Consider the following 18,493-nt stretch of genomic DNA (forward strand, 5'->3'; position numbering starts at 1 on the left):
CATCATCGCCCTTTTCCCGATTGTGCGTCGCCTTATTGCTACCGCCGCTATGAGCTTGTGCCTGGCCGGACTGGCCGGAATACTGGCGGCTACCGTGGTGCTGCAGGCGGGCTGGTATGACGCTTCCGCGCTGCGCCCGCATTTCCAGTTCGTGCACACCCTGATCGAGCGCGGCATGCAGCAATCGGTACGCTTTCACGCGCGCGAAATCGCGCCCCCTTCGGCGACGGCGGGCGCCTCGACGCGCGGCGGCGTCCTGTTTCGCCAGCACTGCGAACAATGCCATGGCGGACCGGGCGTGCCGATGGGCGTGATCGGCTTGAGCATGCAACCGGTCCCCGGCCCGCTGGCCGACGCGGCACGGCGCTGGAAAGCGCGTGAAATGTACTGGATAACCGCAAACGGGATCAAGATGAGCGGGATGCCCGCATGGCGCTTCCACCTGAGCGAGCGCGAAATCCGGGATATCGTTGCCTTCCTCGGCGCGCTGCCTGCAATGACGCCCGCGGACTATGCCGCTATTGAAAGGCCGCCTGCGCTGCCCCCGCTGGACGCCCAGGTCGAGCGCGCGGTGGGCCACGTACCCGACCGCGAGCGCGGCAGGCTGGCGCTGACCCAGTTTGCCTGCCAATCCTGCCACCATGTCCCGGGCGTGACCGGCCCGCTGACCTTCGTTGGACCCAATCTGGACGGACTGGCACAACGCGGCTTCATCGCCGGCAAGCTGCCGACAAGCGAAGAAAACCTGGTGAAATGGATTCGCGCACCGCAGCAGGTCAAACCCGGTACCGCCATGCCGCAGCTCGGCGTGCCGGAGCGCGATGCGCGCGACATGGCAGCCTACTTGCTGCAGGCCACCCGCTGATTATTGGTCCAGCTGCTTCTGCGTCTGGTACAGGCGGGCGTAAATGCCGCCCTTCGCCAACAGCGCTTCGTGGCTGCCCTGCTCCGCAATCGATCCCGCCGACATGACCACAATGCGGTCGGCGTTTTCGATGGTGGACAGGCGGTGTGCGATGACGACCGTGGTGCGGCCTTCCATCAGCTTTTCCAACGCCGCCTGCACCTGGCGTTCGGACTCTGTGTCCAGGGCACTGGTTGCCTCGTCCAGGATCAGGATAGGCGCATCCTTGTACAAGGCGCGTGCAATGGCCAGCCGCTGGCGTTGGCCGCCCGACAGTCGCATGCCGTTTTCGCCGACCTCGGTCTGGTAGCCCTGAGGCTGGCGCATGATGAAGTCATGCGCGTAGGCCGCGCGTGATGCCGCTTCGACCCGTGCCATATCCGGTGCCGGATCGCCGTAAGCGATATTGGCAGCCAGCGTATCGTTGAACAGGACCACGTCCTGGCTCACCAGGGCGATCTTGCTGCGCAGTTCAGGCAGGCGGTATTCGCGCAAGTCCACGCCGTCCAGCAGGATCCGGCCGCTGCTGACGTCATAGAAGCGCGGCAGCAGGCTGGCCAGCGTGGTCTTGCCGCTGCCCGAGCCGCCCACCAGCGCCACCGTCTCGCCGGCCGCGATGTCGAGCGACAGCGAGCGCAAGGCCGGCGCCGCTTCCGGGTCGTCCGCGTTGTAGCGGAAGCCGACATCCACCAATTCAATGTGGCCTTTCACGTTATCTGCCGGGCGCGTGCCGGTATCGGCTTCCATCGGCGCATCGATCAGGCCGAACACCGATTCCGCGGCAGCCAGGCCGCGCTGCAGGGGTTCATTCAGCTTGGTCAGGTTCTTGATCGGGCCTTGCAGCGACATCAGGCAGGTGATGAAGGCGACGAAAGCACCGGGCGTCAGTGCGCCCGCCTGCGCGCGCAGCAAGGCGTAATAGATCACGGCCGACAAGGTGGCGCCGACCATCAACATGATCAGGCCGGAATTCATCGCTGCAGTCGAAGCGTGCTTGACGGCCAGTTGGCGATTCAGCTTCACCACTTCGTCGAAGCGCTTTTGCTCATAGGCCTGGCCGCCGAAAATCTTCACTACCCGCTGGCCGCCGATGCTTTCGTCCAGCACGCGGGTCAGCTCGCCCATAGCATGCTGGGCGCTGGAACTGAGGCGGCGCATGCGGCGGGCCGCGATGGTCACGACCAGAGCGACCAGCGGCAGCAGCACGAGGCAGAACAGGGCCAGCTTCCAGTCGATATCGAACAGCGAACCAAGGAAACCGATCACCGCCACCGTGTCGCGCACGGCGATGGTGAGCACGCTGAGGCCGGCCTGGGTCACCTGCGTGGCATCGAAGGCAATGCGCGACAGCGTGGTGCCGGTCGAAGACTGGTCGAAATAGCGGTTCGGAAGACGCAGCACACGGGCAAACATCTGCTCCCGCACATTAGCCTGGACGCGCTGGGTCAGCCATGCGGAGCCGTAGTCACCGGTAAACGTGCTGACCATGCGCAGCAGGGCCAGGGCCATGATCAGGGCCGGAATCGCCCACAGTGCAGCGGCGCCGGGATCGGTCGGCAGGATGCTGTCGAGCCAGGCGTGCACCGTCGCCAGCGCCCCGCTCTGCGGCGCCGCGCCGGCGACCGCGTTCGGCTGCACCGCATCGACCACATTCTGCAGCTGGCGTATCAGCAGCACGTCGGTCATCGACGCCACACCCACGCCGACCAGGGTCACCAGGGCGGCCCACTTATAGGGGAGGAATTCCTTGATCAGGCGGACGTAGAGTTGGCGGCTTTGCACTATGGTTGGGGATTGATTGGCAACCCCGAATTGTACCAAAGCAGGAATGTGGGAACCGTGGCAGAATGGCCAGCTCCTCAATGTTAAGGAAAAAACCACATGCGCAACGACACCCAATTCCATGCCCTGCACCAGGATGGCATCCTGCTGCTGGCCAATTGCTGGGACGGTGGTACCGCCCGCATCGCCGCCCTGGCTGGCGCCAAGGCACTCGCCACCAGCAGCGCGGCAGTCGCCTGGGGCCACGGCTACGCCGACGGTTCGCAGCTGCCGACCGCCCTGTTACTGGAAACCGTGCGCGACATCGTCCGTGCCAGCGCCTTGCCGCTGACGGTCGATATCGAGGACGGCTATTCTTCCGATCCGGAAGTCGTTGGCCAGTTTGTCGGGCAACTTATCCGGGCCGGCGTGGTCGGCATCAATATTGAAGATGGCGGTGCGCCGCCGGAGCTGCTGGCGCGCAAGATCGGCGCAGCGCGCGCTGCGGCCGCTGCGGCCGGCATCGACCTGTATATCAACGCCCGTTGCGACGTCTACCTGCGCGGCCTGGCCGAGCCGGGCGCCCGCGTGGCGGAAACCCTGCGCCGTGCAGCGCTGTACCAGGAAGCGGGCGCCAGCGGCCTGTTTGCACCGGGCGTCACGGACGAGGGCGAAATTGCCGAGCTTGCAAAAGGCATAACAATGCCGCTCAATGTGCTGGCCCGTCCCAACCTGGCCGCGCCATCACGCCTGGCCCAGTTGGGCGTGCGCCGCCTGAGCGCAGGATCGTCGCCGGCAGAGGTAATGATGGGCCGGCTGAGGGTGTATATGGAGCGCTTCCACCAGACCGGCGCCATCGACGATGAGCAGACCTTCCATTACGGTCCGCTCAACCAACTGATGTCTACTGCACGATAGTGGCAGGTTCGCTCCAGTAGAAGTACAGGTCCTTCGTCCGTCCAGGCTGCACTTGCACCTCGCGGCGTTGGACCTGGCCATCGGCCGCCGTAGCGGTCACGCGGTAGCGGCCAGGCTCCAGGTTAACGAACATCAATGGCCCGGCATCGCGCGCGTTGACGTTGGTATGGCCTTTCGCATCAGAGATCTCGACCTGGACGTCCGAGCGGTACTCGCCGGTGCCGCGGGTCGCGAAGGTCATGCGCACGTTGTAATCCGGCTTGCTGGCGAGCATTTGGCCACGCTCTTCAAGGCCGACGCCGCCGGTCACGAATTGCGGCTCATCGGCCGCCACTGCTGCGCCGATGGCGCTGCAAGCCAGGGTGAAGGCGAAAGTAATGTTTCGTACAAACATGATGCACTCCTTTCCTTTTTCAGGCTTGCCGCCAGTATTCTCCCCTCGCGCCCGGCACGCTATCAGCCATCGTGTCGTTTCTATGTCGGGGAAAGCCTACATACCCCCTATTTCCTACGTTGCCAAACTGTTAGACTCTTGAACTTTGCTAGCAACACTTTTAAGTAACGTTGCAAAAATAATCATATAAAGCAAGGCACTAGGGGTAATCATGTCGAATTGCGGGGCGCATCTGCGCCCGACCATGTTGGCGGCCGCGGTCTCCAGCATTCTTTGCGCGCCTGTCATCGCGCAAGGTCAAACTGAAGAGCAAATTCCGGAAGTCCTCGTGACGGCCCAGCGCATCGCTGCGCCCGAATCGCGGACACCGGTCGCCATGTCGGTCCTCACTGCCGAGCAACTGGACAAACTCGGCATCGACAACGCGGCAGCCATCGGCAAGCGCCTGCCCAATGTGCACCTGGACGGCGCCCCGGACGGGCTGCGCATCACGATCCGCGGCGTGTCCAATTCGGACGTGACGGAAAAGGGAGATCCTTCCGCCGCGTTCATGATGGACGGGATCTATATCGCCCGCCCCCAAGCCCAGACCCTGGGCTTCCTGGACGTGGACCGCATCGAAGTGCTGCGCGGTCCGCAAGGCACCTTGTATGGCCGCAATACCACGGCCGGCGTGGTGAACGTCATCAGCAACACGCCAATCCAGCGCTGGGAAGGCGCCGCCAGCCTTGCGCTGGGCAATTTCCATTCGCGCGTAGCGAACGGCATGCTCAACCTGCCGGTCAATGACATGCTCGCCCTGCGCGCTGCAGTAGCGCTCAGCAAGCATGACAGCACCCTGCGCAATGGCCAGGGCACCGGCTATGAACTGGGCCAGGACCGCGACGACCGCGCTGCGCGCCTGTCCGCCAAACTGGCCCTGGGGAAATCGGCCACGCTGCTGCTGCGCTACGAACACGCTACGCAGAACGGCAATATCGACAACATCGTCCCGGACACCAATTTCTACAAGGGTGTCGAGGCAGGCAGGCCCACCTGGTATGACGCCGGCACCGATGAGCGCCTGACCAACAATTTCAAGCCATTCAATACAAAGCTCGAGCAAGGCTACAACCACAAATCGACCGATAGCCTGGGCGCCGAACTCTCGTGGAACCTCGGCCCCGTCACCCTGGACTACCTTGGCTCGCACCGCAAGAACGAACACGACTTCCTGGCCAACTTCTACTACCGTGTGCAACCAACGCTGGCAATTGGCGTGCACGAGAATTTCTGGGGCGACCAGCGCCAGGATTCCCATGAACTGCGCCTGTCCGCCTCCGGCAGCGGCCCGCTGAAGGCGCAGGGCGGCTTGTATTACTTCCGAGAAGAATCGCAGCAGCTCTATGTGTTCCGCGACCTGCAGCTGGTCAAGCTGCCGCCTTACTACGTATTCCCGCATGGACCGACGATCTCGCGCAGCAAGGCAGCCTTCGGCCAGCTGACGTACAGCGTAACGCCGGTCCTGCGCGCCACTGCGGGCCTGCGCTATACGGAGGATGACAAGTCGCGCGTGGGCTCGACCAACTTCCAGCAGGCGCGCGAATTCAACGCCGCGACCGATCTCAAGATGCTGAACGACGCCACCCTGGCCACCCACAAGACGACGTGGAAGCTGGGTGCCGAGGTCGACCTGGCGCCGGCGGCCATGGCTTATGCCAGCATCGCCACGGGCTACAAATCGGGCGGCTTCAATGACGGCTGCCTTGCCGGTTCCAGCGCGCTGGGCATCGCCTGCCCGGCCGTGATTGCCGTGCCGGCTGAAACCCTGTTCTACCGGCCCGAGACGCTGAAATCCTGGGAAGCCGGGCTGAAAACGCGGTTCTGGAACAAGCGGGCTAGCATGAACCTGGCCATCTTCCACTACGACTACACCAACCTGCAGCTCTCCGGCGTTGCGATCGTGGCCGGCGCGCCGCGCTTCGTCACCCAGAATGCCGGCGCCGCCAGCGTCAAGGGCCTCGAGCTCGATGGGCAGGTACGCGCCACCCCTGCCGACAGCTTCACCTACGGCCTGACGCTGCTGGATGCCCATTACGTAAGCTACCGGCCGAACGGCCTGGTTTCCTGGGCCGGCGAGCCGCTGGACCGGGCGCCGCATTCGGTGCTGAGCCTGGGCTGGGACCATCGCTTCCGCCTGCCTGGCGCAGCACTCACCGCCGGCATCAGCGCGCGCCGCAGCGCGGCCTACAACATCAGCGCTTCCAGCCAGTTGCTGCAATACCGCATCCCGCCGCGCACCGCCAGCGACCTCTCGCTGGCGTATCGCCCCGACGGCGCCAATTGGAGCCTGATGGCCCATGTGAAGAACCTGGAAAACAAGGTGCAGCCTGTCACCATCGACAGCTTCGGCATGGCTGCGCCGAGCGATCCACGGACCTTTGACATCCATTTCGACTACCACTTCTAACCCGGAGACGTATGAAGTCGCTGCTGAACCAACTGCCCCGCATCACCCTCGTCCTGCTCGCCGGATTCCTGATCGCGCTCGCATCCCGCAGCTGGAGCGAAACGACGACCCTGTTGATCGTCAGTTCGATCCTGATGTTTGCCTGCTGCTGGGCCAGTGCCAGCCACTTCCTCGGGCACGCACCGGCGCTGCGCTTCGTCGTCATCGGCGTCGTCGTCGGCTGGTTCGCCGAGGAGATGGGCGCGCGTTATGGCTGGTTCTTCGGCTCGTACACCTATACCGACGTGCTGGGCCCGCGCATCGGCTCCGTGCCCTTCATCATCCCGCTGATGTGGTTTGCGCTGTGCTATGTCGCCTATGTGATCGCCAACCTGATCGTCTGGCAAACGCCGACCGACGGCGTGCCGTCGACGCTGATGACTTTCATCATGGCCTTCCTTGGCGCGATGATCGTGACCGCCTACGACCTGGGCGCCGACCCTTACATGGTCTTCACGCTCAAGGCCTGGATCATGACCAAGACCGATGGCGGCTGGTTCGGCGAAACGCTGCAGGGTTTTGTGGGCTGGATGACGATTTCCTTCGCCATCATTTATGGCTTCCGCCTCACGCTGCGCAATAAGCCGCCGGTTCCAAGCAGCAGGGTCACGCCCCTCTACGCGCTGGTACCCTTGCTGATCTACGGCGGCAGCATGGTGTTCCAGGCCCTGAAAGGCAACCCGATCGAGACCCGTACCATCGCCCTGTTCGCCATGGGAATTCCCGTCCTGACGGGCCTTTGCGGCTGGATGCGCTGGAAGGAAGCGCAATGAACGCGCCCATCGCAGTGGCGCCGACCCTGCGTGCCGACCCGCTCGCCGACGACGCCATCGCAGCCATCCTCCACGGCCACGAGGGCAGCCAGTGGGAAGCCATCGCGATTGTGAACCGCCTGCTTGGCGAGTGGCAAAGCAACGCCATCATCGCCGGCTGGCGCGCCCCCGAAGGCACCCCCGCGCCAATCGCGGCCGCGCTGGAAGCCTACCTTGCCGCAGGCTCGCGGCTGCCCGAATGGGCCGATGCCGCCCGCATTGCGCGCTCGGAGGAGCTGTTCTTTGACATGAGCATGCTGTCCTGCAGCCTGCTGTTCTGCGCCAGCCTGCCCGAATGCTATGTCGTGCCCGACCTGGCGGGCGTGCTGCACGTCGCCGGCCAGCTCGAAGCCCATACCGACTACCGCGTGCGCTCCACGGCCGCCATGATCTTCCCGGTCATGATGCACGGCGGCCTGACCAGCCCGGAAGGCGGCGGTGTCGCACAGATCCTCAAGGTTCGGCTGATCCACGCCGCCATCCGCCACCTGATCTTGCGCGGCAACCCTTCCGACGCGGTCCTTGAAGGCGGCAGCGCCGTGGCGCCGATGGATGCTCCCTGCCGCAATGTGCACGATACCCTGTACAACCATGGGTGGGACGTCGCCGCGAACGGCCTGCCCTGCAACCAGGAAGAGCTGGCCTACACCCTGCTCACCTTCCACTATATTTTCCTGCGCGGCCTGCGCAAGCTTGGCCTCGGCCTGCCGCAGCAGGACGAACAGGCCTACCTGCATACCTGGAACGTGGTCGGGCACATCCTCGGCATCGAATCAGGCCTGATGCCGCAAACCATGGAACAGGCCGAGGCCAGCTTCAACGACATCCAGGCGCGCGCCCGGCTGTCGCCCTACCTGCCCGACCCGCGCCCGGAGCTTGGCGCGGCACTGATGAAAGCAATGCAGGACCAGATCCCGCTGCGCATCCTGAAGCCGTTCCCGGTCCTGCTTACGCGCTACCTGTGCGGCAAGTCCGCCCGCCTCGACCTGGCGCTCAATCAGCGCGTCAACCTGCTCTCGCGCGCACTGTTCATCAGCGGCATGGTCGTCGTGCGCGGCGTCGACGCCCTGGTGCGCCTGGCTTTCCCCAATTTTTCGATCTGCCGCATGATCACCCGCATTTTCGGCTACCAGTTCACCGTGAAGTTCCTGATGGACCAGACCCGCCCGCTGAAGCTTCCGCCTGCGGTGCTGAACCAGGTTGACAGCGCCGTGCGCGGCTGGGGCAAGGATCCCAAGGCGCCGGCCTGGATGAACGCACTGGAAGCGCGCCTCGCCGGCCGTGCCCCGGCCAAGCCGGCAGGAGACCAGCAGCCATGCTGAAGCGCGTCACCTTCGTTTTCTTCGCCCTCATGCTGGCGCTGGCGTCGAGCCTGTGCCTGGCCAGCGCCGCGGGAAGCGCAGCGCCGACCCCGCTGGTGCTGGACGAACGTGCCGGTTCGCACGACGCCTGGCCCGCCGTCACGATCCTGAAGGACCCGGGCGGCACCCTCAGCGCAGCCGAGGTCCTGGCCGCTGCCGCCGGGTTCCAGAAGCCGCAATCGGCTTATGCCACGCTGGGAGTGAACAAAGGCACCGTGGTCTGGGTCCGCATCCCGGTCTTCGTGCCGGCCGACGCCACCGGCGAATGGACCCTGAACATCGATTATTCGCAGATCAACCGGGTCGACGTGTTCGCCGCCACCGATGGTGCGCTCCACAGCCACACCGTGACCGGCAACCTGCAGCCGGTGGTGGCTCCGGGCGGCGGCGGCCGCACGCCGGCGGCAGCCTTGCGCCTGACGCCCGGCGCAGACCATGTGGTCCTGCTGCGGGTCGAGAATGTCGGCTCGATGATCCTGCCGATTCACTTCTCCAAGGCCGCGGTCTACCACGCCTCCGCGCTGGCCGAGCAAATGCTGCAGGGGATGCTGATGGGCCTCAGCCTGTGCCTGCTGCTGTATAGCCTGGCGCAATGGGCCAATTTGCGCGAGCCGCTGTTCGCCAAGTATGCGCTGCTGATCGCCGGCACCACCCTGTTCTCCTTCGAATTCTTCGGCCTGGGCAGCCAGTACATCTGGCGCGACAATGTGTGGATGACGCTGCACGCCGGCGGCCTGTTCGCCCTGATGGCGTCCTGCGGCGGCTACCTGTTCGTCGAGCAGTCCTTGGCGCGCCCCGGCGTCGACCGTACTTTCTCGGTCCTGATGAAGGCCGGGGCAGCGCTGGCCGCCCTGTTTGCCGTGGCCTATTGCCTCGATGTGATCAGCGTCGAAGGCCTGGTGGTCATCGTCAGCACCCTCGGCTTGCTGCCCATGCTGCTTGGCTTGCCGGGCGCCTACAAGCGCGCGCGCCGCGGCGATTCGGTCGGCATCTACTTCATGCTGGGCTGGGCGGTCAGCTTCTTGTCGTCGGTGGTGCTGAGCCAGGTCATCAGCGGCAAGATGGCGGCCAACTTCTGGACCATGCACGCCCTGCAGTTCGGCAATGCCTTCGACATGCTGGTGTTCATGCGCATCCTCGGCCTGCGCACCAAGGCCATGCAGAACGCCATGCTGCGCGCCGAAGCGGCCACCCGCCTGAAATCCGATTTCCTGGCCAATATGAGCCACGAGATCCGCACCCCGATGAATGCCATCATCGGCATGAGCCGCCTGGCGCTGATGACCGATCCCAGTCCGAAGCAGCGCAACTACCTGGCCAAGATCCTCGGCGCAGGCGAACACCTGCTCGGCATCATCAACGACATCCTCGATTTCTCCAAGATCGAAGCCGGCAAGCTGGCCCTGGAAGCCGTGCCGTTCAGCCTGGACGAGATGCTGGACCACCTGTCCACCCTGACCGCCGTCAAGACCGATGCGCGCAAGGTGGAGCTGGTGTTCCGCGTCGAACGCGGCGTACCGCAAAAGCTGGTCGGCGACCCCTTGCGCCTCGGCCAGGTGCTGATCAACCTGACCAACAATGCCGTCAAGTTCACCGAACGCGGCGAGATCGTGGTGGCAGTCAAGGCCATCGAGCGCTCTGCCGACGGCGTGGTGCTGCAATTCAGCGTCAGCGATACCGGCATCGGCATGAGCGAAGAGCAGCTCGCCCGGCTGTTCCAGTCCTTCAGCCAGGCCGACAGCTCGATCACGCGCAAATACGGCGGCACCGGCCTGGGCCTGAGCATTTCGCGCCAGCTGGTGGAACTGATGGGCGGCAGCATCAAGGTGACCAGTACGCCTGGCGTCGGCAGCCGTTTCAGCTTCACCGTCAGGCTCGGCCTCGGCGATGCCAGCGCGGAGCCTCTGTCCTCGCCGACCGGCGGGCTGCAGCAGGCCCGCGTGCTGGTGGTGGACGATAGCGCCACGGCGCGAGAAGCGCTGGTGGAAATGCTCGGCACCTTCGGCGTGGCTGCCCACAGCGCGAGCTCCGGCGAACAGTCGCTCAACATGCTGCTGCGCGGCGTGGAAACCGGCATGCCCTACCAGGTGGTGCTGATGGATTACATGATGCCGGGCTGGGATGGCGTGGAAACCATCCACCGCATCCACGCCGACCCGCGCTTCGCTGCCCCGCCATCGATCCTCATGGTCAGCGCCTGCACCCGCGAAACGGTGCTGCAGGAGGAAGGCGAACTGCCGCTGCAAGGCTTCCTGACCAAGCCGGTCGGCCCTGCGCTGCTCTATCACAGCCTGCTGCAAGTGCTGCGCCCCGAGATCGCCCAGCCGGCATCGCTGCAGGCGGAACGGCGCGGCGTGCCGGCCGAGGAGCTGGCGCGGCTGCACGGCGCCCGCGTGCTGCTGGTGGAAGACAATGCCAACAACCGGGAGGTGGCAGTCGACTTCCTGGAAACGGTGCGGGTGCACGTCGATGTCGCTGTTCACGGCGGCGAGGCGGTGCGGATGGTGCAGCAAGGCGATTACGACCTGGTGCTGATGGACGTGCAGATGCAGGTGGTCGATGGCCTGAGCGCCGCGCGCCAGATCCGCGCCATTGAAGCGCTGCGCGGCCTGCCTATCCTGGCCATGACCGCACACGCCATGCCGGAAGACCAGGCCAGGAGCCTGGAAGCGGGCATGAACGACCATATCACCAAGCCGATCGATCCGGACGTGCTGTTCCGCGCCATGCTGAAGTGGATCGATCCTGCACGCCTGGTCGGGCGCGCCATTCCCGGCGCGCCTGCCGCAGAAATCCCCGCCGCGCCGGTCGCCGCAGCCTACCCGCCGCTGGCAGGCGTCGACTGGCAATATGCGTTGGCGCGCGCCGAACGCGATCCGGCCATCCTCGCCAAGCGCATGCGCAGCTTCTGCACCGAATACGGCGGCGGCCCGGCCTTGCTCACTGCCGCACTGGCCGACGGCGACTGGGCCCAGGTCGAGCGCCTGGCCCACAACCTGAAATCCAGCGCCACCTACCTCGGCGCCATCGGGCTTGCCCAACTGTCCGACATCGTCGAAGCCGGCATCCGCGATGGACGCCCCGAGCGCTGCGCACGGGAGGCTGCGGACATGGCCAAGTCTCTCGGGATCATCCTTGCCGGCTTTGCGAATGCCTTGCAGGCGCCGGCCGGCGCCAGCGAAAGCCAGGTGGCCGATTTTGGCCGCCTGCTGCGTGAACTGGACCGCTACCTGCGGGCCGACGACGCCCGTTCCGAAGATTTGCTGACCGAACTGAGCGCCCTTCTGGCCGCTTCAGGCCACGCTGCGCTGCTGGCGCGCATCCAGCGTGCTGTGGACGAAATCGAATATCATGATGCCTTGAAACCGCTGGCCGAACTTGCGCAAGCACTCGGCGTCGATATGGAATTGAGTGCATGAGTCAAAAGGTCTTAGTCGCGGACGATGACGGCATCAACCGTCAGGTTCTCGCGACCTTGCTGAAACCAGAGTATGTGGTACTGCTGGCCAAGACCGGCGAGCAGGCCATCGAGCGCGCCCAGCGCCACTTGCCGGACTTGCTGATGCTGGACGTGATGTTGCCCGACATGGACGGCTATGAAGTGCTGCGCCGCCTGCGCGCCGACGCCGCCACTGCCCACATTGAAGTCATCTTCATCACCGGCATGGGCCGGCCCGAGGACGAGGCGCGCGGCCTCAAGCTGGGCGCAGCCGATTACATCACCAAGCCCTTCAACACCACGGTCGTGATGGCGCGCGTGGCCACCCACCTGGAAGTGGTACGCCAGCGCAGCATGCTCGAGCACCTGGCGCATATGGACGGCCTGACCGAACTGGCCAACCGCCGCCGCTTCGATGAAGTCTACGCAAGCGAATGGCAGCGCGCCGCCCGCCACGCGCACGCGATTTCAGTGGCGCTGCTGGACATCGACTGCTTCAAGCAGTACAACGACCATTACGGGCATCCGGCCGGCGACCGTGCCCTGCGCGCCGTGGCCCGCGTGGCGCGCAATGCCATGCGCCGGCCCTGCGACGTCGCCGCCCGCTATGGCGGCGAGGAACTGGTGATCCTGATGCCCGAAACCGACGCGGCGCAAGCCTTGTATGTAGCGGAGGGAATTCGCGACGCGGTGGCCCAGCTGCTGATTCCGCATGAGCAGTCCATTGCCAGCCCGATGCTGACGGTCAGCATCGGCGGTGCAACCCTGGCGCCGGGCAGCCAGGAAAGCGCCCCCGCGCTGTTCGATGCCGCCGACGCGGCCCTGTACCGCGCCAAGGAAGCAGGCCGCAACCGCGTCAACTGGAGGATGTGATGGCCAAGCGATTGATGATCGAAGGTCTGGTGCAAGGCGTTGGCTATCGCTACGCGCTTGCAGAACGCGCAACAGCGCTCGGCCTGGCGGGCTGGGTGCGCAACCGCGCCAACGGAGCGGTCGAAGCCAGCGTGCACGGCCCAGCCGACGCGGTGAAAGCCATCATCGAATGGGCGCACAAGGGTCCCAGCGCCGCGCGGGTCAGCAGCGTCCACGTTGCGGACGATCCGGAACCCGCACCGCTGGCCGCCACCTTCGACATCCGCCCGACGCTCTAGGCGTAGTCACGCGCCAAATACGCGCAGGAGCAGCCAGCCGGGCAAGGCGAGGTAAAGCGCAACATGTCCGGCACGCTCCAGGCCCAGGCGGATGCCGGCCGCATGGCCCGGGCGCAGCGCTGCCGCCATCATGCTTGCCGATTCAATCAAGGCGCGCACCAGTGCTGCCCCCAGCACCACGCCGATTGTCCACGCCGCCCACCACAGTCCGAAAGCACTCAGGTAGGCCCCCAGCCCGAAGCTGTAGTATTCGCCCAATGCGCTGCCATAGGCGATGTGCTGATGCAGGTGGAAGGCGGGAAGCGCCAGTACCAGCGGCAACATGACAAACTTCGCAAGCGGATGGTCAAGCCGCGTCGCCGGCGCCACCAGCATGCGCCACCCCGGCATATCCACCATAGGGGGGCCGCCGGCAGCGGCCAGGCCTGCGGCGAACGCTGCCGGGTCCGGCAAGGCGAGTCCAACATCCCAGTAATTCCCGGAGCGCAGGCGCAACGCCGCGCCGCGGCCCGGCACCGGCAGGCGCCAGGGTTCGACGGCAGCCACCTGGTCCAGGGCCAGCGCCAGTTCCTGCGCACCACGCGCCAGCAGCAGCCGGCCCTCGCTCAACGTCGCCCGGGCCGAAAACGCCATCAGCAAGCACCAGGCGATGGCCTCCGGCAGCAGGAAAACCAGGGAGAAGATGCGCAACTGCCCAAGAGTATTGCTGCGCAGCGCTTCGTTCAGCAGCAAGGCCGCTCCCGTGCCCAGCAAACCCGCACGAGAAATGACGCGCAGCAGTCCGGCAACGACGCGTGCCGCCGGCGGCAGCACCGCCACGCGCATCGGGAATGCCGGCCTGGACGTGCGCGCCCTGGCGCCATCGTAGTGCGGCCGCCACGCCTGGCTAAGCGGCCTTACCGTCAGCACCAGCAATACCGCGCAGCATGCCAGGCCAAGCCAGTCGCCCCACAGCACCATCAGGGTGGGTGCGGGCGAGCGCACCGGGAGGTCCGCGATTACCAGCGCAGGTTCGCCGACGCTGGTTCCGGCGAGGATGTCGCCGCTCGCATCGATCGCTGCGCTGTAGCCGTTTGTCGTCACGCGAAATTGCGGCAGGCGCGTTTCGATGCTGCGGAAGGCCGCCGCCGCCTGGTGCAGCCGCGCACCCGGCCCCTCCCCGCTGAACCAGGAATCGTTGGACATCGTCAGGATCACCTGCCCTCCAAGCCGCGCGCCGGCGATGGCCAGGGCCGGGTCGACGTCATCGCGGCAGATCAAGGGCAGCACCGCAATCTCGCGCCCGTCCGCCAGGCGCAAAGGGAACACCCGCGCGCCGCCGCCGGCCTGCCAGTTGCCAGCCCAGGGCAGAAGCCTCCGCAAGGCCGGCACGTCAAGCCAGGCCGGCAGGTATTCGGTGAACAGGAACAAATGCGACTTGCGATAGAACCCCAGCAAGCCCCGGCCCGGCTGCACAAAGGCCGCGGCGTTATATTCGCCCTGTTCATCCCGGTCATAGGTCCCGAACACCAGGGGGACCGCGGCCGCGTTCACGTATTCAATGATCTCCCGGTCGAGTTCCGCGCCGGCCTCGCTCTTTGGCTTGCCGAACGTGGTCGGATACGCTGTCTCGGACCAGAGCAAGGCTTCCGCACGCTGGCGCGTCACCGCGTCATAACCCATCGAGAAATGCCGGTCCAGCACCTCGCGCACGACCGCAAAAGCGCCCTTCTCCAGGCGCTGCCTTTCATAATCAACCATGTTTGCCTGGATTAGCCCCATGCGCAGCGGCTTCCCTGCCGGTGCAGCGCTGCCCGAAAGCGCCAGCGCACCGTACGCCGCCAGCACGGCAGGGACCAAGGCCGCCAGTGCCAAGGGCTTCGCGATTGCCCGCCAGCCTTGCCCATGCCGGGCGACGGCCGCCGCCACGCCCTCGTTGGCCAGCAGGAGCAAGAGAGTCAGTCCCGCGCTCCCGCCCACATCGGCCGCCTGCCGCAGCAGGCGCGAAGGGTACAGGCCGTAACCGAGCGTATCGCCAAGCATGCGCGGCACCAGCCATTCCACCGCCACCCATGCCGCAGCCGCCGCCAGCGCGCATACGCCCCGCCCGTACCAGCGCCCGGCGGCGTGGCGGACCAGCCCATAAGCAAGGAACTGCGGCTGGAACAAGGGCGCGGCAAGCAGCAGCAAGGCAATTCCACTGGCCTCCCCGGCCTGCGTATAGCGCCCAAGCGCAGCGCCAAACCACGCAAAGCCGGCCGCCGTGTAAGCGAGCGACATGGACCAGGCAAGCAGCAGCGTTCCGGCAAGGGAGCGGCGGCCGTCAAGCGCCAGGAGCCAGGGCACAAGTAGCAGGCATCCGAGCACCCAGGCCGCGCCGCCCTGTGCATACAAGGCAGTCATCGCAGCGCTGGCGAAAATGCAGGCAAGCGGCTTCATTGTCCGGAGGCGTCAAGTGGAGGCGGGATCACGATACGCCGCAACGGCAGCCCCGGCGGCGCCATTTCAGGTGGAACGACGCGGTCCTTCGGCATCTCGATGGGCCGGTTCGACGCATCGTAGAGCTGGAAGTCCGGCGCAAACATCAGGACAGGTTCGATGGACTGGCCATCGTCGGTGACCTGGTGATGCCGCACATACCCCGCAGGCAGCGGGAAATCCTTGGGCACGGCCAGGCCGACCAGGGGCGGACTGGTGCCGGGCGGATTGAACGCGCCCAGGCCGGTGTGCACACCTTGCTCGTGCAAGCGCTTGATCACTTCATTCATGGTCGGCTTCTCGCCCCGCATGACGTAACTGCGCAAGTCGCGCGTCGGATCGGCGTCGCCTTCCGGCGCTGGCGGCGTCTGGCGCTGGGGCCCTTCGCGCGCAACTGCCGGCCCGGCAATGGCGGCCGAGGCTGGTCGTCCGGCAGCCGCCACGCTTGCCGGGGGCGGCGTCTGGCCAGCCCCGGCTGCGGCGTCGCCGCGCGCAAAATACCAAAGAAAGAAAGCCAGGCTGGCCGCGCCAACGGCCAGCAGCAGCGCCGCCGCCAGGTAACCCGGGCTGGGGCGCCAGGAACTCACGGCGTTGGCGAGTTGAAGACCGAAACCGCCCACCCCATGCGTTCATGCCCGAACTGGTTCCAGATCGGGTTCTTGCCCGAGCTGAAGGAGGTGTAGCGTGGCGCCCCGGTGCCGGTGGTGCCGCCGAACAGCCCTGCCGTGACCGTGCTGCCGGTATAAGTCGGGTGCGTATCGTCCGACTGGATGTAGTCGTAGCTGCTGCCGGCAGACACGAAGTGCGTGTTGGCGTCGCGGATGGTGGAGCGCAGCGTCGAGGTGATGCGGGTCACATAGCTGGCCTGGCTCTCGCCGGCCACGTAGCGCAGCGCATCGGAATCGGCAATGCCGTCGCCGTTGCTGTCGTAATCGGCCCCCATGTACTGCGCGAAGTTGTCGGCGCATTGGAAGCCTTTCTGGCGCGCGGTATCGCACATCATGAAGTTCATGCGCGCCAGGGCCGGCAGGAACTTCTGCTGCATGTTAACGGTGGCGCCGGTATTCGGATCCTTGCAGGAGCTCTGCACATTGTCGGCCGCATAGCCGGGATAGTGCAGGTTCGAGATGACCTTCACCTTCACGCCCGAATAGGCGTTGGCGTTGATGTAGTCCATGGCCGCCGCGACGTAGGTCTTGCAGCTGTTCTCGGCGGCGGTCAGCACCGAGTCGTCGCAAGTGCCGGTCTGGCCCTTGAAGGCGGAGCGGGCCTGCAGCCCGTCGTTGCCGCACATTTCGAAGGTGACCACGCGCGTGTTGCTGGCCTGCATGTAGGATCGCTCGGCGACAATTTTGTTGTTGTAGACATCAGAGGCCACGGCGCCGGACTTGGCGCGGCGCACGCTTTCAATGTCGGCATTCCAGGCCGCGGACAGGTATTCCGCGTCCACCGTCGGCGCCGAATACTTGGCCGCGCTGGTAATCGAACCGTTATAGCCCGCATAGATCGAATCGCCATAGGCCACGACGCGGTACTTGGTGCTGGTGCCGGCGCGGTCGATGGTCCAGGATACGTTTTGGGTCAGGGTGTTTGCTGCTGCCTGTCCCCCGAGGGTGAAGAAGACTACTGCGGCCAGAAGCGTGCTGCGAATGCGAGTTTGCATAGAGTGTCTCCGATCATTGAAGTAATTGTTCGAATCGACCAGCCAACAACTCATCTTAACGCCGCCCTGCGCGGCCTTCACGGCCTGGCTCGCCAGGACACGCAAATGGCCGCCAAGGCACTGGCGCCTGTCGCGCGCGGGCCACGAACCGGCCCTGATGCGGCATAATATGGCATGCTGAAACTGACCTTCCTTGGCACCTCATCCGGCGTGCCGACCATCCGGCGCAACGTCACCGCGCTGGCCTTGCACTCAACAATGAACCGCGACTGGTGGCTGGTCGATTGCGGCGAAGCCACCCAGCACCAGCTGCAGCGCATTCCGCTCACCGTGCATGACCTGGCCGGCATCTGCATCACCCACGTCCATGGCGACCATAGTTATGGCCTGCCTGGGCTGCTCGCAAGCGCCTCCATGACCGGCCGCAAGAAGCCGCTGATCCTGATTGCGCCGGCCGCCGTCAAGGCCTGGCTCGATGCCACCATGCTGCACACGGAGCTCTTCCTCACGTTCGAGATCATCCATGTCGACGTCGCGAACCAGCGCCTGGTGCACCACCAGGATGGGCTGAAGATCGAACGCTTCCCGCTGTCGCACCGCGCGCCAAGCTTCGGCTTTAAGTTTAGCTTCGAAAAGACTACATGGAAGGTTGATAGCGACGCCTTGCGCGCACGCGGCGTGCCGCCCGGCCCGGCCTGGGGCCAGCTCCAGCACGGCAAGGACGTCCGGCTGGACGATGGCACGCTGCTGGCCGCTGCCGGGTTCCGCTCGGAGCACGTCGAACGCGTGAATGCGGTCATCGGCGGCGACAACGACACCCCTTCGCTGCTGGCCGAAGCCTGCCAGGGCGCCGACCTGCTGGTCCATGAAGCGACCTACACGGAAGCCGTGCTGCAGAAAGTCGGCCCGGGGCCGCAGCACAGCTCAGTGCAGCGCACTGCCCATTTCGCTGCCCAAGCCGAGGTGCCGAACCTGGTCCTGACGCACTTCAGCCCCCGCTATGACAGTAAGGAAGGCATGGCAGAGGTGGAGGCGGAAGCGCGCCAGCATTACAGCGGCCGGCTTTTCCTGGCCAGCGACTTCGATACCTATGAACTCGACGATGGCGTACTGGCCAAGATGGCGCCGGCGCCGCGCGTATAATG

Annotated in this window: 14 protein-coding genes; 9 read left to right on the forward strand and 5 right to left on the reverse strand. The window is 65.5% G+C overall.

Translation table 11 applies throughout. The features are described from left to right. Nucleotides 1–49: 49 nt before the first annotated feature. On the forward strand, nucleotides 50–865 hold the full coding sequence (locus ACN9MW_RS17560) for a c-type cytochrome (protein ID WP_426161729.1): 816 nt from the start codon (nucleotides 50–52) through the stop codon (nucleotides 863–865). Here the strand turns inward: ACN9MW_RS17560 and msbA are convergent, their stop codons facing one another. Beyond that, nucleotides 866–2,686, reverse strand: coding sequence for a lipid A export permease/ATP-binding protein MsbA (gene msbA, locus ACN9MW_RS17565; protein WP_426161730.1), 1,821 nt, complete (start codon nucleotides 2,684–2,686; stop codon nucleotides 866–868). It lies immediately after the preceding gene. A gap of 99 nt (nucleotides 2,687–2,785) precedes the next feature. Between msbA and ACN9MW_RS17570 the strand changes: the two genes are divergently transcribed. Then, on the forward strand, nucleotides 2,786–3,583 hold the full coding sequence (locus ACN9MW_RS17570) for an isocitrate lyase/PEP mutase family protein (protein ID WP_426161731.1): 798 nt from the start codon (nucleotides 2,786–2,788) through the stop codon (nucleotides 3,581–3,583). Here ACN9MW_RS17570 and ACN9MW_RS17575 read toward each other — a convergent pair. Continuing rightward, entirely contained in the window at nucleotides 3,570–3,977 is a 408-nt protein-coding gene (locus tag ACN9MW_RS17575; RefSeq protein ID WP_426161732.1) for a carboxypeptidase regulatory-like domain-containing protein, read from the reverse strand. The two genes, ACN9MW_RS17570 and ACN9MW_RS17575, sit on opposite strands and share 14 nt — an antisense overlap. 211 nt (nucleotides 3,978–4,188) lie before the next feature. On the opposite strand from ACN9MW_RS17575, the gene ACN9MW_RS17580 reads away from it, so the two are divergent. From ACN9MW_RS17580 to ACN9MW_RS17605, 6 genes are read left to right on the forward strand one after another with little or no spacing between them, the layout of a single operon-like run. Further along, nucleotides 4,189–6,426 (forward strand): TonB-dependent receptor, encoded by a 2,238-nt coding sequence (locus ACN9MW_RS17580; protein WP_426161733.1) that lies wholly within the window; start codon nucleotides 4,189–4,191, stop codon nucleotides 6,424–6,426. 11 nt (nucleotides 6,427–6,437) lie between these two features. Beyond that, nucleotides 6,438–7,238, forward strand: coding sequence for a carotenoid biosynthesis protein (locus ACN9MW_RS17585; RefSeq protein ID WP_426161734.1), 801 nt, complete (start codon nucleotides 6,438–6,440; stop codon nucleotides 7,236–7,238). Continuing rightward, nucleotides 7,235–8,599, forward strand: a complete 1,365-nt coding sequence (locus ACN9MW_RS17590) for an oxygenase MpaB family protein (RefSeq protein WP_426161735.1) — start codon at nucleotides 7,235–7,237, stop codon at nucleotides 8,597–8,599. The genes ACN9MW_RS17585 and ACN9MW_RS17590 overlap by 4 nt, the downstream gene beginning before the upstream one ends. Next, complete coding sequence (locus ACN9MW_RS17595; RefSeq protein WP_426161736.1) at nucleotides 8,593–12,057, forward strand: response regulator; 3,465 nt, start codon at nucleotides 8,593–8,595, stop codon at nucleotides 12,055–12,057. The genes ACN9MW_RS17590 and ACN9MW_RS17595 overlap by 7 nt, the downstream gene beginning before the upstream one ends. After that, nucleotides 12,054–12,950: a diguanylate cyclase gene (locus tag ACN9MW_RS17600; protein WP_426161737.1), complete on the forward strand. Its 897-nt coding sequence runs from the start codon at nucleotides 12,054–12,056 to the stop codon at nucleotides 12,948–12,950. Before ACN9MW_RS17595 ends, ACN9MW_RS17600 begins: the two co-directional genes overlap by 4 nt. Then, on the forward strand, nucleotides 12,950–13,228 hold the full coding sequence (locus tag ACN9MW_RS17605) for an acylphosphatase (protein WP_426161738.1): 279 nt from the start codon (nucleotides 12,950–12,952) through the stop codon (nucleotides 13,226–13,228). Before ACN9MW_RS17600 ends, ACN9MW_RS17605 begins: the two co-directional genes overlap by 1 nt. 6 nt (nucleotides 13,229–13,234) lie before the next feature. Here ACN9MW_RS17605 and lnt read toward each other — a convergent pair whose 3' ends face one another. The 3 genes from lnt to ACN9MW_RS17620 are packed head-to-tail and all read right to left on the reverse strand — an operon-like array spanning nucleotide 13,235 to nucleotide 17,348. Beyond that, entirely contained in the window at nucleotides 13,235–15,646 is a 2,412-nt protein-coding gene (gene lnt / locus ACN9MW_RS17610) for an apolipoprotein N-acyltransferase (protein ID WP_426161739.1), read from the reverse strand. Beyond that, nucleotides 15,643–16,272 (reverse strand): hypothetical protein, encoded by a 630-nt coding sequence (locus tag ACN9MW_RS17615; RefSeq protein WP_426161740.1) that lies wholly within the window; start codon nucleotides 16,270–16,272, stop codon nucleotides 15,643–15,645. The genes lnt and ACN9MW_RS17615 overlap by 4 nt, the downstream gene beginning before the upstream one ends. Next, on the reverse strand, nucleotides 16,269–17,348 hold the full coding sequence (locus ACN9MW_RS17620; RefSeq protein ID WP_426161741.1) for an SGNH/GDSL hydrolase family protein: 1,080 nt from the start codon (nucleotides 17,346–17,348) through the stop codon (nucleotides 16,269–16,271). Before ACN9MW_RS17620 ends, ACN9MW_RS17615 begins: the two co-directional genes overlap by 4 nt. A gap of 174 nt (nucleotides 17,349–17,522) precedes the next feature. On the opposite strand from ACN9MW_RS17620, the gene ACN9MW_RS17625 reads away from it, so the two are divergent. Further along, nucleotides 17,523–18,491, forward strand: coding sequence for a ribonuclease Z (locus tag ACN9MW_RS17625; protein ID WP_426161742.1), 969 nt, complete (start codon nucleotides 17,523–17,525; stop codon nucleotides 18,489–18,491). The last annotated feature ends 2 nt before the right edge of the window (nucleotides 18,492–18,493 follow it).

The sequence above is a fragment of the Pseudoduganella sp. R-34 genome, from assembly GCF_049904655.1.
Taxonomy (GTDB): domain Bacteria; phylum Pseudomonadota; class Gammaproteobacteria; order Burkholderiales; family Burkholderiaceae_D; genus Rugamonas.